This window comes from Rhodocyclus tenuis (genome assembly GCF_014197755.1).
Classification (GTDB): domain Bacteria; phylum Pseudomonadota; class Gammaproteobacteria; order Burkholderiales; family Rhodocyclaceae; genus Rhodocyclus; species Rhodocyclus tenuis.
In genome coordinates this window covers 23,369-39,163 of record NZ_JACIGE010000004.1, presented here as the reverse complement: position 1 = coordinate 39,163, position 15,795 = coordinate 23,369, and the positions used below count along the sequence as shown (strand labels likewise).

The following is a 15,795-nucleotide window of genomic DNA, read 5'->3' as shown; positions in this document are numbered from 1 at the left end:
AACCCCATGAAGGAAATCAAGGCGGTCATCCGCCCGAACAAGCTGACCACCCTGCGCGAATCGCTGCGCGGCATTCCCGGTTTTCCTGGAATGACCGTGAGCAAGGCCGAGGGCTGCTCGGCGCCTTCGCGTCACGCGCCCAACTCGATCCGCGAGGAACTGACCGACTTCACGCCCAAGGTGCGCATCGAGATCGTCGCTCCCGACGATGTCGCCGAGGCGATTGTCGATGCCATCGTGCGCGTTTCGCAGACGGGCCACATCGGTGATGGACTAGTGTGGATGACCGACATCGAACGCGCCAGCTTCATCCACAAGACGACGGGCGGAGTCTAGGGAATAGTCGCGGCGGTGACGCGCGCGGGCGTCAGCGATAGAATCGGCGCCAACGGCGGCGTCCGCCACCGCTGGCGCCGGCGCAGCACGCAGGCGCCCACCACTCTCTCCCGGAAAAAACGATGGGCATCGGCAGCGCACTGAAGCAGTTCCATGCAAACAATCCCGGCAAATCGACGCTGGTCATCATATTCACCGTCTTTGCCTCGCTGACCTACCTGATTCTTCAGACGATCGACAGCATCGTCACCGATCCAGCGAAAAAGGTTCAGGCAGAAACGGTGGAAGAAATGCCGTCAGCAGCCTTGCCGCTTCCGCCGGCGCCGTCTGCTGCGCCAACCGCACTTCCGCCGGTGAGCTCGCCAGCGCCGCTAACGAGCGCGCCCGGCAGCCTCCTGCCAGCGGCGGTGAGCAGCCCGGAAACCCGCAGAAGCGCGGCGCCGCCGCAGTAGTCCGCGCTAGTCAGCACCACCCGGCGCGCGTGCCGGCAAGCGTCACCTGGCGCTCGCCGGCGACGATCTGACCAATCACCGCGGCGTTGCCGAAATCGTATTCGAGCAATGCCGCCAATACCTCGGTCGCAGCCTCGGCTGCGCAGCAAACCAGCAGGTTGCCACCCGGCGCTGCACCGGCGAGGAAGAGGCGCGCAGCCGCCACGGCGCCATCGCCATCGCCGGCAGCATCCTTCGCGGCGCAGGACCAGGCCGCGTCGACCGCAAGCCGGGCACCGTCGCGCTCGAGATTACGCCGCGCAGCGCCATCCACCCCGTCAGCGGCCAGCGGATGTGCAGCGGGCAGCACCGGCAAGGCCGTGATGTTGATCAACGCGCCAACGCTGAGAGAAGCATCGCTGCACAGCTCGAGCAGTGCGCCAAGCAAACCGCGCTGGCCGGCGACCGCTTGCGCGTGAACGCGCTCGAGGCAAGCGAGCAAGGGCCCCGGCGTCAGCGGCTGCGTCGCCGTCGCCAGCAGCAGCGCCTGTTCCTGCGGCGACAATCTGCCGGCACGCCAGGCAGCGAGCAGCAGATCGGTACCGAGCGCCTTGGCGACGATCAGGCAGTCACCGGGCAAGGCGCCGCGCCAGCCAAAACGCGCCGGCGGCACGTAGCCCACCGCCAGGACCACGCAGGCCGGGCTTCCCGCCTGCAGGCGACGCCCGCTGGCCAGCGCCAGCGACGAGGCCGCGCACGGTGCGCGCGCGCCGGCAACAATCTGCTCGCGCATGCCTTCGGGCAGATCGCTCGCGGTTCCGGCCAGCACCAGCATCGGCCGTACGCCGAGGCCAAGTACCGCCGACAGGGCCTGCGTCGCGACAATACCACCGACAGCGGCCGGCGCCTCCGGCAGCAGCGGCAGACAGGCAGCGGCAAGGAGCAGCGAACCGAAACCGCCGATGGTGACCGGCCGTGCCGCCCGCCCTTCGCCGGCGGGTGCGGCCAGCACCGTTGCCGCGGTTTCATGCATCAGTCTGGGCAGCGCATCCGGCGGCAATTCCGGCAGCGATCCCGGAAAACGCAGCAACTGCACAAGATCACCGGCCAGCGACAGGGCGTCGCCATCGCTGATGAGGGCCGTGGCGCGCTGTTCCCTCACCGTCGCCGCGGTCGCAGACGCGCCGTCAGTGGCCGAAAGCGCAGTCGTCAGCCAGGCCGACTCGACTTTTCCGGGAATGAGGGGTGGCGTTCTGCGGCGCATGGGCTGAGCGGCTGAAGTGGGCAGTCAAGGCCGGAGAAGCGCAGGCACCGGCCGCCGCCCGCCCTCAGCCGAGCTCGAAACCAGCCATCTCGATGGCTTCGCGGAAGTCATCAAGACCGGTGATGTCAGGGTCGTAATCGATTTCGACCTGACCGGGATGCAGGGTCACATGCAGATGATTGACGCCGGCCATTGCGCGCATGACACCGTTCAGGTTGGCGACGCAGGTATCGCAGATCATTCCCTCGACAGCCAGGGTGATAGTTGCCATTTTCAGTCAGACTCCAGTTCGGTTACCAGCCGCCGGGGACGCCCGGTCGACGCAGGCGCAATCATAACGCGAACGCCGTCGGCGGTGCCGCGCTGGCGTTGCCCCGCCGGCCTGTCCGACCCGCCGGCAACGAATCCCGGCAATGCGCGGCAGCACTTGCCAGCGCCGCCCGCCCCGGCCGCGCCTCAGGGGTGCCAGCGGCGCAGCAGCAGCGAATTGCTGAGCACCGACAGCGAGCTCATCGCCATCGCCGCACCGGCAACGACCGGATTGAGGAAACCGAAGGCCGCCAGCGGCAGACCGAGCGCGTTGTAGATGAAAGCGAAGAACAGGTTTTCGCGGATCTTGCGCCGCGTTGCGCGCGACAGCAGGATCGCGTCGTTGACGCCGCCAAGATCGTTGCGTACCAGCGTCAGGTCGGCCGCCTCGATCGCCGCGTCGGAACCGGCGCCGATGGCGAAACCGACGTCGGCAGCGGCCAGTGCCGGCGCGTCGTTGATGCCGTCGCCGACCATGCCGACGCAGAGCGAGCCGCCGCCTTTCAGCGCCTCGACGGCGGCCGCCTTGTCGCCGGGCAGCACGCCGGCGCGGAATTCATCAATGCCGGCCGCTGCGGCAATCGCCGCCGCCGTCGCCGCATTGTCACCGGTGAGCATGACGACGCGGATTCCCGTCGCGCGCAGCCGCGCGACGGCGGCGCGCGAGGTTTCGCGCAGCGCGTCGGCAACGGCGAACAGAGCCAGCAGCTGCGCGTCGTCAGCCAGCACGACGACGGTCTTGCCGCCGGCGGCGAGTGCGTCGATCTGCGCCTGCGGCAGTTCGCTCGCGGCAAACCAGTCCGGCGCACCAAGACGCAGCCGGCGCCCGTCAATGCGCGCTTCGATACCACGACCGGGAACGGCGAGGAACTCGCTTACCGGCGGCAGGCGCAGGCCCTCGGCTGCGGCGCGGCGCAACACCGCACGCGCCAGCGGATGCTCTGAACCCTGTTCGAGCGCAGCGGCCAGCCCGAGCATGGCGCGCGCAGCTGGCGCCAGCGAAGTGGCGGCGCCCGCAGTCTCGCGACCAAGGACACTATCCCCTCCATCCCGGCCAGCGACGCTATCCGTTTCCTCGCCTGCGGCGCCAGCCACAAGCGGCGTCGGCCCGCTTTCTCCGGCCGCGCCGGCTGCTTCGCCAGCCCCCAGCACCACGATATCGCTCAGTTCCGGCTCGCCGCGCGTCAGCGTGCCGGTCTTGTCGACGACCAGTACCGAAAGATCGGCGGCACGTTCGAGCGCGCCGACGTCGCGCACCAGAATGCCGGCGCGGGCGCCCTGGCCGACGCCGACGGCAACCGCGGTCGGCGTCGCCAGCCCGAGCGCGCAGGGGCAGGCGATCACCAGCACGGCGACGGCATTGACCAGCGCCTGCGCCAGATCGCCGGCGACCATCAGCCAGCCGACGAAGGTGAGCAGCGCCAGCACGCAGACGACGGGAACGAACACCGCCGAAATGCGATCGGCGAGCGCCTGTACCGGTGCCTTCGACGCCTGCGCCTCGGCAACGCGGCGGATGATGCCGGCGAGCAGCGTGTGTTCGCCGACGCCGGTGGCGCGGCAGCGCAGCATGCCTTCGCCGTTGGCGGTGGCGGCAAAAACGCGGTCGCCGGCACGTTTGGCCAGCGGCATGCTCTCGCCCGAGAGCATCGCTTCATCGACGCTTGAGGCGCCGTCGATCACCTCGCCATCAACGGGAACGCTCTCGCCGGGGCGGACGACGAAGATGTCGCCGGGAATGAGCAGGCCGGCGTCGATCTCGAGCAGGCGACCGTCGCGCTCGACGCGTGCCGTTTTCGGCTGCAGGCGCAGCAGCGCCTCGATCGCCTCGGACATGCGCAGCTTGGCGCGCGCTTCGAGCAGCTTGCCGAGCAGCACCAGCGTGATCACCGCCGCCGACGCTTCGAAGTAGACGTGCAGATCGTGCCGCCCGAGCAGCGTGACGACGGCGCTGAACGCCCAGGCCATCGTCGACCCGAGCGCCACCAGCACGTCCATGTTGGCGCCGCCGCCGCGCAGCGATTTCCAGCCGCCGGCATAGAAGCGCCAGCCGATCCAGAACTGCACCGGCGTTGCCAACGCCAGCTGCAGCCAGCGCGGCAGCCATTCCTCGTGCGCGCTGCCGCCGAAAGGCATCAGCAGCATCGGCGCGACCAGCGGTACGGAAAGCACGACGGCGATCCAGAAACGCTGCAGTTCGCCACGCCAGACGGCGAGCTTGCGCGCCTTTTCCTCGGCGCGCGCGCGTCCGGAATGCGCGTCGAGCACGCGGCCGACGAAACCGGCACCGCCGATCGCCAGCGCCAGACTGGCCGGATCGGCCAGCCCCGGCACGTAACGGATGCGCGCGCGTTCGCCGGCGAGATCGACCGACGCCTGCACGCCCGGCAGGCGGTTGAGCACCTTCTCCAGCCGCGCCGAGCAGGCGGCGCAGCTCATGCCTTCGACGCCGAGTTCGATCGTCTGCTCGGGAACGCTGAAACCGGCCTCGGCGACCGCATCGAGCACCTGCTGCGGCGTCGCCACGCTGTCACTCGACGGCGCCGCGCCCTCCTCCTGCACAAGCAGATCAACTCGCGCTCGCTCGCTAGCGAGATCGACCGATGCCTGCACGCCCGGCAGGCGGTTGAGCACTTTCTCCAGCCGCGCCGAGCAGGCGGCGCAACTCATGCCGCTCACCGGCAGATCGAGCCGGCGCCTGCGGCCGGCCGGCGCGCTCATCGCGTCAGCAGGACCGGACAGGCGCAGTGGCGCAAGGTCTCGGCGGCCACCGAGCCGAGCAGCGCCGTCGCCACACGACCGCGGCCATGCGAACCCATGACGACCAGCGTGCAGCCGAGTTCCTGCGCCAGATGGCCGATCACCAGCGCCGGCTCGCCGACATGCAGGTGGCGCTGGAAGGCAAGCCCCGCGGCGTCGAGCCGCGCCGCCGCAGGAGCGAGTTCCGCTTCGCCCTCGCTGCGGTAGTAGGCGTCAAGCGCGCCGTGATCGAGATGTTTCTGCACGCCGCCGACCGGCACCGGCGGATGCACGTGCAGCAGATGCACTTCCGGTGCAGCGGCGAGTTCGTTTGCCAACGTGATGAATTGTTCGACCGCGTGCAGCGAATGCGCTGAACCATCAACGGGAAGCAAGACCTTCATGGCTTTCTCCTAAAGGGCCGGCCACAGCCGCCAGACGCCAAGCAGCCCGGAAATGCCGAAGCCGGCGACGACGAGACCGGCCGCCACGCGGACGCTCCGCTGGCTCAGCCAGTGGCGCAGACGCGCCGCCAGCAGTCCGGCGAGCAGCAGGTTGGGCAGCGTCCCCAGACCAAAAGCGAGCATCGACAGCGCGCCGTTTACGGCCGAACCGCTGCCGAGCGAAGTTACCAGTGCACTATAAACCAGCCCGCAAGGCAACCAGCCCCACAACAGGCCCAGCGGGAAAGCCTGCGCGACGCTGCGCACCGGCAGGAAACGTCGCGTCAGCGGGCTGATCCGCCGCCACAATGATTGACCGAGTTGTTCGACGCGGGTGAGGACGCTGCTGATGCCGGCCAGATGCGCGCCGAGCGCGATCAGCATCAGGCTGGCTAGCGCCGCGAGGACAAGGCGCAGCGGCAACTGCCCGGCCAGCACCAGACTGGCGCCGCCGAGCGCGCCGGCAATTGCGCCGGCCAGCACGTAACTGCTGATGCGACCGGCGTTGTAAGCGAGGTGCAGCGGCAAGACCGAGAACGTTCCTGCCGCTGCCGGGGCAAAGCCGATCGGCTGGCTGTGCGGAGGAAGCTTCTGTCCGGCATCACCGCCGCTGGTGGAATCCTTGCCGGTGGCACCGAGCGCCAGCGCGCTGACGATGCCACCGCACATGCCGACGCAGTGCCCGCCGCCGAGCAGGCCGACGAGAAACAGCGCCAGCAGGCCGTGATCGGCCATTACGGCGGACGCTGATCCGTCGTCAGATCACCTTCGAGTAGCGCGTGCGCTGGCGGTCGGCGCGCAGGTAGCGGTCGAACACCATCGAGATCGCGCGCACCAGCATGCGGCCAGCCGGCAGCACGGTGATCCACTTGTCGTCGATGCGTACCAGACCGGCCTTTTCGTGCTCGCGCAGGTCTTCGAGTTCCTGCGCGAAGTACTTCTTGAAGTCGATCAGGTGGGCGATTTCGATCGATTCGAGCGACAGCTCGAAGTGGCACATCAGCGACTGGATGATCGAACGGCGCAGGATGTCGTCGGCGTTCAGCTCGATGCCGCGCAGCACCGGCAGCATGTTGTTGTCGAGACGGTCGTAATACTCCTCGATCGTCTTGACGTTCTGGCTGTAGGTCGGACCGACCTTGCCGATCGAAGTGGCACCGAAGGCGAGCAGGTCGCAATCGGCGTGCGTCGAATAGCCCTGGAAGTTACGGTGCAGACGGCCCTGACGCTGCGCGACGGCGAGCTCGTCGTCGGGTTTGGCAAAGTGGTCCATGCCGATGAAGACATAGCCGGCTTCGGTCAGGCGACGGATCGCCAGCGCCAGGATCTGCATGCGCTGGTCGGCGTTCGGCAGGTCTTCCTGCAGGATGCGGCGCTGCGGCTTGAACAGGCTGGGCAGGTGCGCGTAGTTGTAGATCGAGAAACGATCCGGGCTCATGGCGAGGACACGGTCGAGCGTGCGGTTGAAGCTGATCACGTTCTGCTTGGGCAGGCCGTAGATCAGGTCGACGCTGATCGACTTGAAGCCGTTGTCACGCGCCGCCTGCATCACGTTGAGCGTTTCTTCCTCGCTCTGGATGCGGTTGACCGCCTTCTGCACGTCCTCGTCGAAGTCCTGGACGCCGATGCTCATGCGGTTGAAGCCGAGCTTGCCGAGCAATTCGACGGTTTCGCGCGAGACCTTGCGCGGGTCGATCTCGATCGAGTACTCGCCGTCGTCGATCAGCTTGAAATGCTTCTTGATGCTGCCCATCAGCTGCGCGATTTCCTCGTCGTTGAGGAAGGTCGGCGAACCGCCGCCCCAGTGCAGCTGCGCCACTTCGTTGTCGCCGTCTTCAAGGTACTGCTTGGTCAACGCCATCTCCTTGTCGAGGTACTGGAGATACTTGGCCGAACGGCTGTGATCCTTGGTGATGATCTTGCTGCAGCCGCAGTAGTAGCAGATCGTGTTGCAGAAGGGGATGTGAAAGTATAATGAGAGCTGTTTCTTGACACCGCCGATGTTGCGCTTGCCGAGCCAGGCCTTGTAGGCCTCGGGGTCGAAAGCCTCGACAAAGCGGTCAGCCGTCGGGTAGGACGTGTAGCGCGGGCCGTTCACGTCGAAGCGGCGGAGCATGTCGGGATCGAAAACTACGTTGGCAACGGGGTTGTTCATAGCGTCTCTCTGCGCGTTAATCTGGGTCTTGCTCGCGGGGATCGGCGGCCTGAATCAGGCCTGCCTGAGTGGGGCGCAGTATGCGACTAACCGTAAACAGCGGGTTTGACGTGGATCAAACCGGCTCGTTCGCCAGGATTGCTTGAGGAAAACCATGCCGCAGCGCAGCGCGACGAACAAAGTGATGCTTGAGGTCGTCAAGACCGCCTGTTCCAACTGTAACCTGCGCGAGCTGTGCATGCCGCTCGGCCTCGACCATCGCGAGATGGAAAAGCTCGACGAAATGGTCTCGGCGCGCCACCGCATCCGCCGTGGCGAACACCTCTACCGCGCCGGTCAGCGCTTCGACGCCATCTACGCGATCCGCAGCGGTTTCTTCAAGACCGACGTGCTGATCGAGGACGGCCGCGACCAGGTGACCGGCTTCCAGATGACCGGCGAACTGCTCGGTCTCGACGGCATCAGCACCGAGACGCACTCGTGTAACGCCGTTGCGCTCGAGGACAGCGAAGTCTGCGTCATCCCCTTCTCGCACCTCGAAGGACTGTCGCGCGAAATCCGCACGCTGCAGCACCACTTCCACAAGGTGATGAGCCGCGAGATCGTGCGCGACCACGGCGTCATGATGCTGCTAGGCACGATGCGCGCCGAAGAACGCCTCGCTGCCTTCCTGCTCAATCTCTCCCAGCGCTTCACCGCGCGCGGCTACTCGCCGGCCGAGTTCTACCTGCGCATGACGCGCGACGAGATCGGCAGCTACTTGGGGCTCAAGCTGGAAACCGTCAGCCGCGCCTTCTCGCGCTTCCAGGAAGAAGGCCTGATCGCCGTGCAGCAGAAATACGTGCGCATCCTCGATACGGCTGGGCTGAAGAAGCTGATGTCGCATCAGCGCGGCTGAGCCCCCGCACACGAACCGCCGGGCCGTAGCGCGGCCCTTCCCGCTAAGCCGCTGCCGCCGCCATGCTGGCGCGTAGATGACGGCGATAGACGCCCGCCGCCTTGAGCAGGTTGGCAAGCAGCAGCGCCTGCGCGACGAACAGCGCGACACCGCCGGCGAGCGCCAAGAACGGCACCCCGAACGCCGCCAGCACCAGCAAGGCGCAGGCAAGGAAATGCGTCCGCGCCTGGCGCAGCATCAGTGGCTCGCCTAGCACCTGGCGCATGTTCGGCGCCGGCGTGCCGCGACCGCCGGCATTGCGCGCATGCAGCCAGACGAGAAAGGGAACGATCTTGTAAAGCATGCCGTTCATCGCCGTCATGAAAGCGCCGACAAGGACGAGCACGCCGCAGAGCAGCACCCAGCCCGAGCCATCGACAAACTGCGTCGGCGCCGGTGTTTCCTCCAACAGTGACGAAAACCACGCCGGCCGCGAATCGCCGGCAAGCACCAGTGCCGACATCGTCAGCCACAGAATCGCCGCGGCCAGCGCACTGCCCATGGCGAAGCGCCAGCATTGCTGTGTACTGTCCAGTTTCGCGCGTTTGCTTTGCGTCTGCAGCCGGAGGGTGATCGCTGCCAGCACGCCACCCGCCAGCGCGACGACAGAGGCAAACAGGCGCGCCGCCAGCGACCAGCCGGCCAGATCGAGAACGCTCCACGCGATCAGGAAAACGAGCACTGCCAGCGAGAAATGCCGTTCGAACCAGCCCGGAAACGACGGCGTCAGCTGAAACATCGGCACGACGACATAAGCGACGCCCGCCAGCAGTACACCGCCCCAGCCGACCAGCCCCCAGCTCAGATGGATGTCGGCGACCTGCGGCAACGGCACCGCGAACGCGCCGGCCAAACCGCCGACCAGCATCAGCCCGAAAGCGAGCGTCACCGTCAGCCCGAACAGCGCCCGCCGGATGTCACGCACGCTGGCGCTATCGGCGCCGAGTCCGCGCAGGGCGAACAGCGCGGTGGTAACGAACAGCAGCACACCGCCGCCGAGCAAAGCACCGGCCAGCACGAACAGCTGCGCCTGCTGCGTGAGAAAGGCGGCGGCGAGCAGCAGGGCTCCGGCGGCGAGCAGCGCGTGCACAACGCGCGCCGTGGCCAGCGGCCGCCGCATCTGTGCACCAGCGACCACCGGCAGCAGCTGGAACAGCGCGCCAATCATGATCTGCAGCATGAAACCGACGGTGATCAGGTGCGTTGCCGCCAGCGCCGCCGGCGTCCAGCGCGAGGCAAACAGCTCTTCGCCGCTGACTACGACGAGCGCGGCGACAGCCATGCCGAACAGCGGCGCGGTGAGAAAGAAACGCAGCGGAGCGGCAAAAGGCGGCGCCTGCTCGAGCGAGAGAATGACTGCCATGCTCAGGCCGCTTGCCAGATGAGGATTTCGAAGACGCCACGCGGCGTCGCCGTGCATTGCCAGGCATAGCCGTTCTCGGCGAGCACGCGGTACAGCGGATGCGGCACCCGCGGCAGCAGCAGCATCAAGCGCCCGCCCGGCGGCAAAGCGTCGAGCCCTTCCATGGCGCGAACGAAAGGCTCGGGTGGCTCCAGTCCACAGGCATCAACGACGAGGTCGACGCCGGGGTAGGCCGCCGCCGGGTCGGCAGTGACGCCCGGCAGAATCCCGCCAGCCAGCGCAAAGGCCTCGGCACAGCTGAGTTCGGCCGCGGCCGGTGCCGCCGGTTCGGCGAAGCAGTCGGCGCAGCTCGGCACCGCGGGTTTCTCGTCCGCTGCGCTCATGCCCCGGCTCCACTCATGCAGCCGGCGATCTGCCCGACCAGCCGCTCAGCCCCCGCGACGAGCTGACGGTCGCACATCGGATAGAGGATTCCCTCCTCCTTGACGTTGTGCTGTTGCATCAGGATCAGCAGCGTTTCGGCCTCGCCGGCGTAATCATCGGCGCTGCCCGCCGCCAGCGCGTCGCCGGCCAGCCGGATTTGCTCGCGCATCTGTTCGTGCTCATCGCGCATGACTGCAGTCGGGCCGAAACGCATGCCGCTGGCGTCCTCGAAAGCGGGAAAGAGCAGCGTTTCCTCGGCCGTGAAGTGCGCCTCGATCGCCGTAGCGAACGAGGCAAAAGCCGCCTGCGCCGCCGGCAGTCGCTCAGCCTGCGCGTGTTCGAGTACTGCTTCGACGGCGGCGAAGAGATCGTCGCAATGCCGATGGTCACTGCTCATGAAATCGCGGATTGACAGCATGTGAGAACTCCCTTGAAAAGAGCGCCCATTGTCGGCAAGCAGGCGACCGCTGGGCTTTGAGCCGAATCAAGAAATTTACGATCGGCGCTTCTGCCTTGCGAACCCGCAAAAAAAAAGGCGCGCCATGAAGGCGCGCCGTTTCATCTTTGAGGACGCTGGCAGCGGGTATCAGTCGTCGCTGACGGCGCCGGTGAGCTGCAGCAGGCTGATGAACAGGTTGTAGATGCTCACGAACAGGCTGACGGTGGCCATGATGTAGTTCGTTTCGCCGCCATTGACGATGCGCGAGGTCTCGAACAGGATCATCCCCGACATGAGCAGCACGCAGGCCGCCGAGACCGCCAGCGACAGCGCCGGAATCTGCAGGAATACGCCGGCCAGACTGGCGAGGAAAACCGTCAGCATGCCGACGAAGAGGAAGCCACCCATGAAGCTGAAGTCGCGGCGGCTGACCAGCGCATACGCCGACAGGCCGAGGAAGATCGCGCCGGTGCCGCCCATCGCCAGCATCACGGTCTGGCCGCCGTTCGGCAGCGAGAGGTAGTGGCCGACGATCGGGCCGAGCGTGTAGCCCATGAAGCCGGTGAGGCCGAAGACGGCGAGCAGGCCCCAGCCGCTGTCACGCAGCTTGGTGGTCAGGAAAAGCAGGCCGAAATAGCCGATCAGCGTCAGGATGATTCCCGGATTCGGCAAGCGCAGCGCAACGCTCAAGCCGGCGACGCCGGCCGAAAAAAGCAGGGTCATTGCCAGCAGCGCATAGGTGTTGCGCAGCACGCGGTGCGTCGCCAGCAGCGACGGACGCGCGCTTTCAGCAGAGTGGGCGAGCGACAGGGGTGACTGTCTTTGCGTGTTCATGAACGACCTCCTTGGCAAAACAGGTGTTGGCAAAACGGCTCAACGCGAGCGGGCGACTCTACAAGCATCAAGCACTCAAGTAAATTCGTATTATTGGCAGCAATGATTCCATTTTATAGAACCAACAGAGATCCGGTATCAGTATTCGGGCTCGCTGCCAAAGCCAGCGCTAGACCATGATCCAGGCCGGAGAATTCCGCTTCTGCTGCCCGCAGCAAGGGGAGCCGGCAAGACACGAGCGAACAGCCCGGCGCCGCGCCCGGTCCGCACTTGGCCCGCACTTGGCCCATATGCGCTAGCGTTCGAGCACGTAGCTGCCCGGTGCCGGGCCGAGATCGGCGAATCCCGCCGCGACACCGTCGGGCGGCGCCACCTGTTCACCGCATTGCGGCGCCAGCCAGACCAGCCAGTCTTCCCACCACGAGCCCTTGTGCGCTTCGGCACGCGCCTGCCAGTGCTCGAAGTGCTCGTTGCGTTCGGCGGCAGCGACGTGGTAGCTGCGTTTCGGCGGATTGACGACCGGATTGACGATGCCGAGGATGTGTCCTGACGACGACAGGACGAAGCGCACCGGCGCCTTGACGTTGACGAACTTGCGGATGCGGTAGCACTGCTGCCAGGGCGCGATGTGATCGTCCTCGGCGGTGACGGCGTAGAGCGGCTGGTCGATGCGGTCGAGGTCGATCGGCTGGCCGGCGATGGAGAGCGCGTCGCGCTTCATCAGGTTGTTCTTGAGATACATCTCGTGCAGGTAGAACGAATGCATCGCCCGCGGCATGCGCGTCGCGTCGACGTTCCAGAACAGCACGTCGAAGTCGGGCGGCGGTTCGCCGTAGAGATAGCTATGCACGAAGTAATGCCAGATCAGGCTGTTCGAGCGCAGCAGGCGGAAGCTTGAGGCCATCTCGCTGCCGTCGAGGTAGCCCTTTTTCGCCATCATCTCGTCGATGGCGCGGATGCATGGCTCGTCGATGAAGACGTCGATATCGCCCGGCTTGGAAAAGTCGGTCAGCGTCGCGAACAGCGTCCAGTGCGCGACCGGGTTCTTCTCCTCGCCGTACTGCCGTTTCGCCCACGCCATGTAGGTCGCGCTGAGCGTGCCGCCGATGCAGTAACCGACCAGATGCACCTGGTCGACGGCACAGAAGCGCTGCGCCGCCTGCACCACCTGATCGACGCCTTCGAGCAGGTAGTCATCGAAGCGCACCTCGGACATGTCGGCAGTCGGGTTCTTCCAGCTGGTGATGAAGACCGTGTAGCCCTGGTCGACGAGGAACTTGACCAGACTCTTCTTCGGCGTCAGGTCGAGGATGTAGTACTTGTTGATCCACGGCGTGACGATGACAATCGGCGTCGCATGCACGGTCGGAGTCGTCGGCGTGTAGTGGATCAGTTCGAGCAGGCGGTTCTTCAGCACGACGCGACCGGGCGTCAGTCCCAGATCGACGCCGACCTTGAACGCGTTCTCGTTGACCATGCGGATGTTCTTCGCCTTGACGTCGTCGAGAAAGGCGGCGAAGCCGCGATTGAGACTCTCGCCGCGGCTATCGACGAATTTTTTCAGCGCAACCGGATTGCTCCAGAAAAAATTGGTCGGCGACACCGCATTGAGCCATTCGCGCACCCAGAAAGCCGCACGCCGACGCTCCTTTTCGGACAGGCCGGGGGTGGCGAAAAGCATGTCCTGCAGGCGGTGCGTCAGCGCCAGATAGGTTTCCTTGACGATGTCCCAGGTCGGCACTTCGCTCCAGACCGGATCACTGAACCGCGTGTCGTCGGCATGCGGCGTCACCACGTCGCTGGCCGGCAGACCGAGCGAGCGGCACGCGATATGCGTCTGCAGCGCGAGCAGGTCGCCGGACAGGCCGCTGAGCGCGCGCGACAGCTCCAGCGGATGCAACAACCACGCCGCATAGGCATTGACGATCGAGCTGCTCAGCCCGAAGGGGTCAATACGCTCCTGCACCGCGGTATTGACGCTCTCAAGAAAGCTGGCACCGGCAACATCAATTCCGTGATGATTCCGTGCAGAAAAATCGGGCGTGTTCATTTCACTCTCCATGCTAAGTGGATGCGGGCAAGCTGCATCATACGCCGTGCTTCAAAGTACGAAACTCTGCAGCAAGGCGGGAACTTCCACCTGCTCCCAAGCGAGCTGCTGACGAACGACGGTAGCGAACAGCGCCGCGGTTTCCGCCTCGCCGTGCATGATGAAGGTGCGTCCGGGCGGCCGCTTGAAGCCACCGAGCCAGCCGAGCAGCGCCGCCTGGTCGGCGTGCGCCGACAAGCCGCCGATGGTGCAGATTTCGGCGCGTACCGGCGTCGGCTCGCCGAACAGGCGTACCAGACGCGCCCCATCGACCAGCCGCCGACCGAGCGTTCCCGCCGCCTGAAAACCGGTGATCAGCACCGCGCACTCGGCACGCGGCAGGTTGTAGCGCAGATGGTGCTTGATGCGTCCGGCGTCGCACATGCCGCTCGCCGAAAGGATGACCGCGCCCGAACGGACTTCGTTGAGGCGGATCGATTCCTCGGCGTCGGCGACAAACTCGACACGCATCCGCTCCGGATGCGCGCGCTGCCAGTCGAGCAGATCGAGCGTCGGCCCATCAAGCAACTCTTCGTGGCGCAGCGTGATCTGCGTTGCCTTGCTCGCCATCGGCGAATCGACATGCACGGTGAGCGGCGCCAGCCGCCCACGCCGCACCAGATCGGCAAGGACAAACAGCATTTCCTGCGTGCGGCCGACGGCAAAAGCCGGAATGATGACGTTGCCGTGGCGCTGGTGCAGCGTGCGCTGGAAGAGATCAACGATCTCGTCCTCGGTTTCGTCGAGTCGCCGGTGCAGACGGTTGCCGTAGGTCGATTCGACGAAAAGCACATCGGCGTCGTCGATCAGCTTCGGGTCGTTCAGCACCGGCCGACCGGGCTGACCCAGGTCGCCCGAAAACACCAGCTTGCGCGTGCGGCCGGCTTCTTCCAGCCACACTTCGACAATCGCCGAACCAAGGATGTGTCCAGCGTCGCGCAGGCGGCAGCGCACGCCGGTTGCCGGCGAGAAGGTCTCGTCGTATTCGGCCGGACGCACCTGCGTCAGGCAGGCCTGCGCCTGCGTCACCGTGTACAGCGGAGGCTGCGCGACACGCGCCGGGCTGCCCTTGCGGTGACGGCGCCGTAGCTGCCATTCGGCTTCCTTCTCCTGGATGTGCGCGCTGTCGAGCAGGAGCACTTCGACCAGGTCGATCGACGCCGGCGTCGTGTAGATCGGCCCGCGATAGCCGAGCATCGCCAGCCGCGGCAGCAGACCGGAATGGTCGATGTGCGCGTGTGTCAGGATGACGAAATCGAGCCGGCGCACATCGAAGGCCAGCGCGCGCAGATTCTTGGCGTAAGCCTCACCGCCGCCCTGGAACATGCCGCAATCGATGAGAAAGGTCGCCGTCGCGCTCTCGATCAGCGTGCACGAGCCGGTCACCTCGCCGGCGGCACCGTGAAACGTGATTTTCATTATTTGCTCTCCCTTCAATGCACACTTCGCTGCATTGCTGCGCCCATTGAGCGCCCCTAAAGCCTGCCCGGTTGTAGGCCGGCCCTTGCCAGGCGTAGCATTCCCCTGCGGCTTGCCGCCGCTCTCCCAGACAAGGAATTCACGCCATGTTCAAAAACATCCTCGTTCCCACGGACGGTTCCGCGCTGTCGCAGGAAAACGCCCGTCGTGCTGTTACTTTCGCCAAGGAAACCGGCGCGCGTATCACTGCTTTCTTCGCCAAACCCGGTTACCCGGTAACTTACTACGGCGAAGGGGCGCTGATCGACCCGACCTCGCCGGAAAAATTTTCCGAGCTCGCCGAACAGCAGGCGCGCGAGAATCTCGCCTTTGTCGAGCAGATCGCCGCCGAAGCCGGCGTTGATTGCCAGACGCTGTCGCTGACCAGCGACGTTCCCTACGAAGCGATCATCGAAGCGGCAACGCGCAGTGGCTGTGACCTCATTTTCATGGCCTCGCACGGCCGGCGCGGTTTCAGCGGCCTGCTGCTCGGCAGTGAAACGAACAAGGTACTGACGCATTCGAAGATCCCGGTTCTCGTCTATCGCTAATCCCGAAAATTCATCGCCGGACCC

General features: G+C 65.9%; 16 protein-coding genes. 4 read left to right on the top strand and 12 right to left on the bottom strand.

The features are described from left to right. Positions 1-6: 6 nt before the first annotated feature. Both GGD90_RS06700 and GGD90_RS06695 read left to right on the top strand, forming a co-directional pair. A complete protein-coding gene (locus GGD90_RS06700; RefSeq protein WP_153115500.1) occupies positions 7-336 on the top strand; it encodes a P-II family nitrogen regulator in 330 nt (109 codons plus the stop codon). Positions 337-458: 122 nt separating this feature from the next. After that, on the top strand, positions 459-788 hold the full coding sequence (locus GGD90_RS06695; protein ID WP_153115499.1) for a hypothetical protein: 330 nt from the start codon (positions 459-461) through the stop codon (positions 786-788). 10 nt (positions 789-798) lie between these two features. Here the strand turns inward: GGD90_RS06695 and GGD90_RS06690 are convergent, their stop codons facing one another. The 6 genes from GGD90_RS06690 to hemN form a co-directional block, all read right to left on the bottom strand. Beyond that, entirely contained in the window at positions 799-2,031 is a 1,233-nt protein-coding gene (locus tag GGD90_RS06690; RefSeq protein WP_153115498.1) for an AIR synthase-related protein, read from the bottom strand. A gap of 64 nt (positions 2,032-2,095) precedes the next feature. Then, positions 2,096-2,302, bottom strand: a complete 207-nt coding sequence (locus tag GGD90_RS06685; RefSeq protein WP_153115497.1) for a heavy-metal-associated domain-containing protein — start codon at positions 2,300-2,302, stop codon at positions 2,096-2,098. A gap of 185 nt (positions 2,303-2,487) precedes the next feature. Beyond that, a complete protein-coding gene (locus tag GGD90_RS06680) occupies positions 2,488-5,061 on the bottom strand; it encodes a heavy metal translocating P-type ATPase (protein ID WP_228273651.1) in 2,574 nt (857 codons plus the stop codon). Further along, positions 5,058-5,483, bottom strand: coding sequence for a universal stress protein (locus GGD90_RS06675; protein WP_153115496.1), 426 nt, complete (start codon positions 5,481-5,483; stop codon positions 5,058-5,060). Before GGD90_RS06675 ends, GGD90_RS06680 begins: the two co-directional genes overlap by 4 nt. Positions 5,484-5,492: 9 nt before the next feature. Continuing rightward, positions 5,493-6,257: a sulfite exporter TauE/SafE family protein gene (locus GGD90_RS06670; protein WP_153115495.1), complete on the bottom strand. Its 765-nt coding sequence runs from the start codon at positions 6,255-6,257 to the stop codon at positions 5,493-5,495. 22 nt (positions 6,258-6,279) lie between these two features. After that, a complete protein-coding gene (hemN, locus tag GGD90_RS06665) occupies positions 6,280-7,677 on the bottom strand; it encodes an oxygen-independent coproporphyrinogen III oxidase (RefSeq protein ID WP_153115494.1) in 1,398 nt (465 codons plus the stop codon). Positions 7,678-7,831: 154 nt separating this feature from the next. On the opposite strand from hemN, the gene fnr reads away from it, so the two are divergent. Next, the gene (gene fnr, locus GGD90_RS06660; protein ID WP_153115493.1) at positions 7,832-8,575 is read left to right on the top strand and encodes a fumarate/nitrate reduction transcriptional regulator Fnr; all 744 of its coding nucleotides are present in this window, start codon (positions 7,832-7,834) and stop codon (positions 8,573-8,575) included. Between the two features lie 43 nt (positions 8,576-8,618). On the opposite strand, the gene GGD90_RS06655 is transcribed toward fnr, so the two are convergent. The 6 genes from GGD90_RS06655 to GGD90_RS06630 form a co-directional block, all read right to left on the bottom strand. Beyond that, the gene (locus tag GGD90_RS06655; protein WP_153115492.1) at positions 8,619-9,977 is read right to left on the bottom strand and encodes a hypothetical protein; all 1,359 of its coding nucleotides are present in this window, start codon (positions 9,975-9,977) and stop codon (positions 8,619-8,621) included. Positions 9,978-9,979: 2 nt separating this feature from the next. Beyond that, positions 9,980-10,360 carry a DUF2249 domain-containing protein gene (locus GGD90_RS06650; RefSeq protein ID WP_153115491.1) on the bottom strand — a complete coding sequence of 127 codons (381 nt, stop codon included), beginning with the start codon at positions 10,358-10,360 and terminating at the stop codon, positions 9,980-9,982. Next, positions 10,357-10,818: a hemerythrin domain-containing protein gene (locus tag GGD90_RS06645; protein WP_153115490.1), complete on the bottom strand. Its 462-nt coding sequence runs from the start codon at positions 10,816-10,818 to the stop codon at positions 10,357-10,359. The genes GGD90_RS06650 and GGD90_RS06645 overlap by 4 nt, the downstream gene beginning before the upstream one ends. Positions 10,819-10,986: 168 nt before the next feature. After that, positions 10,987-11,673, bottom strand: coding sequence for a Bax inhibitor-1/YccA family protein (locus GGD90_RS06640; protein ID WP_153115489.1), 687 nt, complete (start codon positions 11,671-11,673; stop codon positions 10,987-10,989). Between the two features lie 295 nt (positions 11,674-11,968). Continuing rightward, positions 11,969-13,723, bottom strand: coding sequence for a PHA/PHB synthase family protein (locus GGD90_RS06635; protein WP_153115488.1), 1,755 nt, complete (start codon positions 13,721-13,723; stop codon positions 11,969-11,971). 51 nt (positions 13,724-13,774) lie between these two features. After that, complete coding sequence (locus GGD90_RS06630; protein WP_153115487.1) at positions 13,775-15,181, bottom strand: MBL fold metallo-hydrolase; 1,407 nt, start codon at positions 15,179-15,181, stop codon at positions 13,775-13,777. 146 nt (positions 15,182-15,327) lie between these two features. Here GGD90_RS06630 and GGD90_RS06625 point away from each other — a divergent pair, with 146 nt between their 5' ends. Beyond that, the gene (locus GGD90_RS06625) at positions 15,328-15,771 is read left to right on the top strand and encodes a universal stress protein (protein ID WP_153115486.1); all 444 of its coding nucleotides are present in this window, start codon (positions 15,328-15,330) and stop codon (positions 15,769-15,771) included. The last annotated feature ends 24 nt before the right edge of the window (positions 15,772-15,795 follow it).

Coding starts and splice junctions, on each gene's coding strand:
- GGD90_RS06640 (WP_153115489.1), bottom strand. CDS start 11,673: ATGAACACGCAAAGACAGTCACCCCTGTCGCTCGCCCACTCTGCTGAA.
- GGD90_RS06675 (WP_153115496.1), bottom strand. CDS start 5,483: ATGAAGGTCTTGCTTCCCGTTGATGGTTCAGCGCATTCGCTGCACGCG.
- hemN (WP_153115494.1), bottom strand. CDS start 7,677: ATGAACAACCCCGTTGCCAACGTAGTTTTCGATCCCGACATGCTCCGC.
- fnr (WP_153115493.1), top strand. CDS start 7,832: ATGCCGCAGCGCAGCGCGACGAACAAAGTGATGCTTGAGGTCGTCAAG.
- GGD90_RS06645 (WP_153115490.1), bottom strand. CDS start 10,818: ATGCTGTCAATCCGCGATTTCATGAGCAGTGACCATCGGCATTGCGAC.
- GGD90_RS06630 (WP_153115487.1), bottom strand. CDS start 15,181: ATGAAAATCACGTTTCACGGTGCCGCCGGCGAGGTGACCGGCTCGTGC.
- GGD90_RS06625 (WP_153115486.1), top strand. CDS start 15,328: ATGTTCAAAAACATCCTCGTTCCCACGGACGGTTCCGCGCTGTCGCAG.
- GGD90_RS06680 (WP_228273651.1), bottom strand. CDS start 5,061: ATGAGCGCGCCGGCCGGCCGCAGGCGCCGGCTCGATCTGCCGGTGAGC.
- GGD90_RS06690 (WP_153115498.1), bottom strand. CDS start 2,031: ATGCGCCGCAGAACGCCACCCCTCATTCCCGGAAAAGTCGAGTCGGCC.
- GGD90_RS06700 (WP_153115500.1), top strand. CDS start 7: ATGAAGGAAATCAAGGCGGTCATCCGCCCGAACAAGCTGACCACCCTG.
- GGD90_RS06670 (WP_153115495.1), bottom strand. CDS start 6,257: ATGGCCGATCACGGCCTGCTGGCGCTGTTTCTCGTCGGCCTGCTCGGC.
- GGD90_RS06650 (WP_153115491.1), bottom strand. CDS start 10,360: ATGAGCGCAGCGGACGAGAAACCCGCGGTGCCGAGCTGCGCCGACTGC.
- GGD90_RS06655 (WP_153115492.1), bottom strand. CDS start 9,977: ATGGCAGTCATTCTCTCGCTCGAGCAGGCGCCGCCTTTTGCCGCTCCG.
- GGD90_RS06695 (WP_153115499.1), top strand. CDS start 459: ATGGGCATCGGCAGCGCACTGAAGCAGTTCCATGCAAACAATCCCGGC.
- GGD90_RS06685 (WP_153115497.1), bottom strand. CDS start 2,302: ATGGCAACTATCACCCTGGCTGTCGAGGGAATGATCTGCGATACCTGC.
- GGD90_RS06635 (WP_153115488.1), bottom strand. CDS start 13,723: ATGAACACGCCCGATTTTTCTGCACGGAATCATCACGGAATTGATGTT.